Here is a 2,924-nt window from a genome sequence, read left to right on the forward strand (position 1 = left end):
TCCCCTAGATAAATCGCACCTAGCGTACGCGAAAAATGCATGGGTTGCACTGGGAGGTTCAGAGATGCTTAAGAAGGATCTAGGGGAAAGGAGGGAGGTTTCACCGTTGAGAAGATCCCATCTTTTGTGTAAAAACCGGGTTTCCGCCTCCACATCCTTCCATGGCCTCGCGGGCCACCGCATCGGACTTTGCTTTCGATACCGCAATTCGTCCAGCGAACGCAAGCTCCGGCTTTTGTGCCTACCGAGAGGCGGGGCGTAGGGCAGGGGACACAAAAATTTCCTATCCCTGGTCACCTCTTTTTGCCGAAAACCGCCCGTCAAAAACGTTTCTACACAATCGCAACGATCTTTGCCCGAGTCGGGGGTTTTGTTCCGGGCATAATCTTTTTGACCGCCAATCGAGCCTAATCTCTTCGAATGGATCGCAAACGGACTTCCTAGTGGGGCCTTCTCCGGGACCTTGGAGCGCAATCCTTGGGAACCTTTGGCGCCTGGAGTAGCACAGGAGGGAAATGCAAGCGCTAGCTCAGTAAGATATTTGTTTTAGGCAAAAGTTTGTCCGGGGAAGGAGAAAGATCGTGGTGACGCGGGAAGAAAGGAGCCAAGTGGTTTAGGCAAATTCTCTTTCGAAGCCTAAGAGCGGTTCAGAGGCTTTTCTTCCAACCTCGACCAAAACGGTCAGCTCTTGCGCTCTCGTCTCACGGATAGGGAGTCAGGGCCTTGGGAAACTCCCACAGTTTAGTGGTTGACCTCGCCACACGGCGAGAGGGTAAGATCTACCGAATCGACGAGAAAAGCGACCGGATGGGGGTGAGTGTGGAAACCCAAGGCTGGTGGAGGGGTGGTGCGCTTTTGAGCAACTACGTTAACAGGAAGGGAACTTGGGCGGTAGCTACCAGCTGGCCGATTTGGCTTTTCTCTTTTTGGCAGAGGTTATGGCTCGTTGGTTACTCTACAGCTGTGGAAGCTAACCAAACTGAAAGGCCTCGTAGGATTCGCGGATCTCGGAGAAGTTTTGTTTTTTTCCGGACAGTGGGATGTTAAGTCCGCTGCAGCGTGGCTGGATCTAAACCCACGCGTGCTAGGAGAAGATTCCAATGCCTCACCGAATACGGAAGAAGCGCTTGGGATGAAGCCTTGTAACCGAGAGGAGAAAGCGGAGCGATGCGGCTTGTCCTCACACTGAATGCACATGGCAAAGATGCGCGCTTCCCGATTCATTATAACGAGTTTGTGCAGGGGGTAATCTATCGAAATCTCGACGAGTACTTGGCTCAGGTTTTTCACGAAGAAGGAGTCCGAGATCGAAAGCGTCGCCTGAAACTTTTTACCTTTTCGCGCCTTTTGGAGCCGTGCACGTTGACGGACGGGTGGCTAGAGCCTAAAGGTCCGCTTCGACCTGTAATTGCGTCTCCTATCGTGGAATTCCTAGAGTCTTTTGCCTGTCAGTTGGTGAGGAATCGTCGATTGCACATAGGCTCAGCTGAGTTTGTGGTAGAGTCAGTCGAGGTAGAGTTTCAAGCGCCTTACCGGGAGGTAGTCATTTTGCGCGTGCTTTCGCCGGTTACGGTGTATAGCACGCTTTTGACGAGAGAGGGTTAGAAAAAAAACGTATTACTACGCTCCGCAAGAAAAGGAATTTGAGCGCTTGGTGCTGAGCAACTTTCGCCGCAAGGTTCGGATCTGGACAGGTGAGGAAATCCCTGAGGACGGAGCATTGTTTCCTCCCTATCGAGTAGGTTCACGCAATCTTCACGTGGTCCTATACAAAGGAACTGTTATGAAAGGATGGATCGGGTCGTACCACCTGCGGGCTCCTCAACCGTACTTTCGTATGGCACTTGACGCAGGAATAGGGTCAAAAAATAGCCAAGGATTTGGATGCGTGGAACTGCGGAGAGACATTAGGCAGGAAGAAAACATGAACGCATCTTCTGTACAGAGGTCCGGCGAGCATGGTGGTTCTCTTGCCGAATCTGGCAAAAAATAGCCCGCCGATCGAGTTTGAAGCATAATCGGCGTTCGGCTAAAAACCTCAGACGAAATGGGCAATGATAGATGGAGTGGGATGCAGGCTTAAGCTCTAAGTAGCGAACTCTTCTTTCTCTGTGCGCACTGGTGTTTCAGTAGGGCGAATGTTTTTCGCTCCGTGGTGGAGGGCGAATTGAACCAAAGTCAATTTGAGCGTCTCAAAACGGAGGCACGGGAGATTATAAACGAATCGGAGGACAGCGTACTGTTTTATGTGCTGCGCTCAGCGAACTGGATGACACGGGATAGCTTGGGGTTACGAAAGGGGAACCAGAGTGGCTCATCTAGGTGCGCGTCTTGAGGACCCTTTGTGGCGTCGGTCACCGATTGGTCATTGGAGCGGAGGGATCGACGCCGGCCTGTGTGGTCCGGAGAAGCTCTTGAAACCTCGGACCCTGGATGACGTGGAGCCAGGGGTACGGAGCAGGCGAGCGGGGCGCTTGACGGAAGCGAGTCGAGGTGCTAAAAGTCTTGATTTGGAGCCTACCTATGAGGGATTGAAACGAGCTGGGGTAACGACATGGCGATCCAATACGAATCATTTCGAGCCTACCTATGAGGGATCGAAACATGACGGTCTTGTGAGGGAAGTGGCGCCCATTGACGGTTTGGAGCCTACCTATGAGGGATTGAAACTCGTCAGCGACCTAGAGGGCCAATTAACCAACAGTAACCAGAGAAAAAGCACTCCAGGTGATCTCTGTGGAGCAAGATGTCCGCCGCGCCCATATCCAGGGCTGCTTTCAGATCCCTGTTGTCAGTCGAATGAGTCAGGGCTGGATCGATCCGCAGCTGTTCATGCGCGTTGAGATCTTCCTAGTCCGCACAATCTCTAAAAACAAATCCCAGCCGCAACACTCGCTTCCCCTACATCCTGTCATCCAAGTCTG

General features: G+C 52.3%; 4 protein-coding genes. All 4 read left to right on the plus strand.

All coding sequences use genetic code 11. From position 1 onward, the window contains the following. The first annotated feature begins 1,167 nt into the window (after positions 1-1,167). The 4 genes from KK925_RS09915 to KK925_RS09930 all read left to right on the plus strand — a co-directional run bounded on the left by KK925_RS09915 (position 1,168) and on the right by KK925_RS09930 (position 2,843). Positions 1,168-1,605, plus strand: a complete 438-nt coding sequence (locus KK925_RS09915; protein WP_174583579.1) for a hypothetical protein — start codon at positions 1,168-1,170, stop codon at positions 1,603-1,605. Positions 1,606-1,654: 49 nt separating this feature from the next. After that, complete coding sequence (locus KK925_RS11510; RefSeq protein WP_407929052.1) at positions 1,655-1,993, plus strand: CRISPR-associated endoribonuclease Cas6; 339 nt, start codon at positions 1,655-1,657, stop codon at positions 1,991-1,993. 162 nt (positions 1,994-2,155) lie between these two features. Then, on the plus strand, positions 2,156-2,335 hold the full coding sequence (locus KK925_RS11515; RefSeq protein ID WP_407929053.1) for a CRISPR-associated endonuclease Cas2: 180 nt from the start codon (positions 2,156-2,158) through the stop codon (positions 2,333-2,335). After that, complete coding sequence (locus KK925_RS09930; protein ID WP_174583581.1) at positions 2,310-2,843, plus strand: hypothetical protein; 534 nt, start codon at positions 2,310-2,312, stop codon at positions 2,841-2,843. Before KK925_RS11515 ends, KK925_RS09930 begins: the two co-directional genes overlap by 26 nt. Positions 2,844-2,924 lie beyond the last annotated feature (81 nt).

The sequence above is a fragment of the Candidatus Methylacidithermus pantelleriae genome, from assembly GCF_905250085.1.
Classification (GTDB): Bacteria; Verrucomicrobiota; Verrucomicrobiia; order Methylacidiphilales; family Methylacidiphilaceae; genus Methylacidithermus; species Methylacidithermus pantelleriae.

Bases quoted from the DNA above. Each gene is read 5' to 3' on its own strand.
- KK925_RS09915 (WP_174583579.1), top strand. From the start codon at position 1,168: ATGCGGCTTGTCCTCACACTGAATGCACATGGCAAAGATGCGCGCTTC.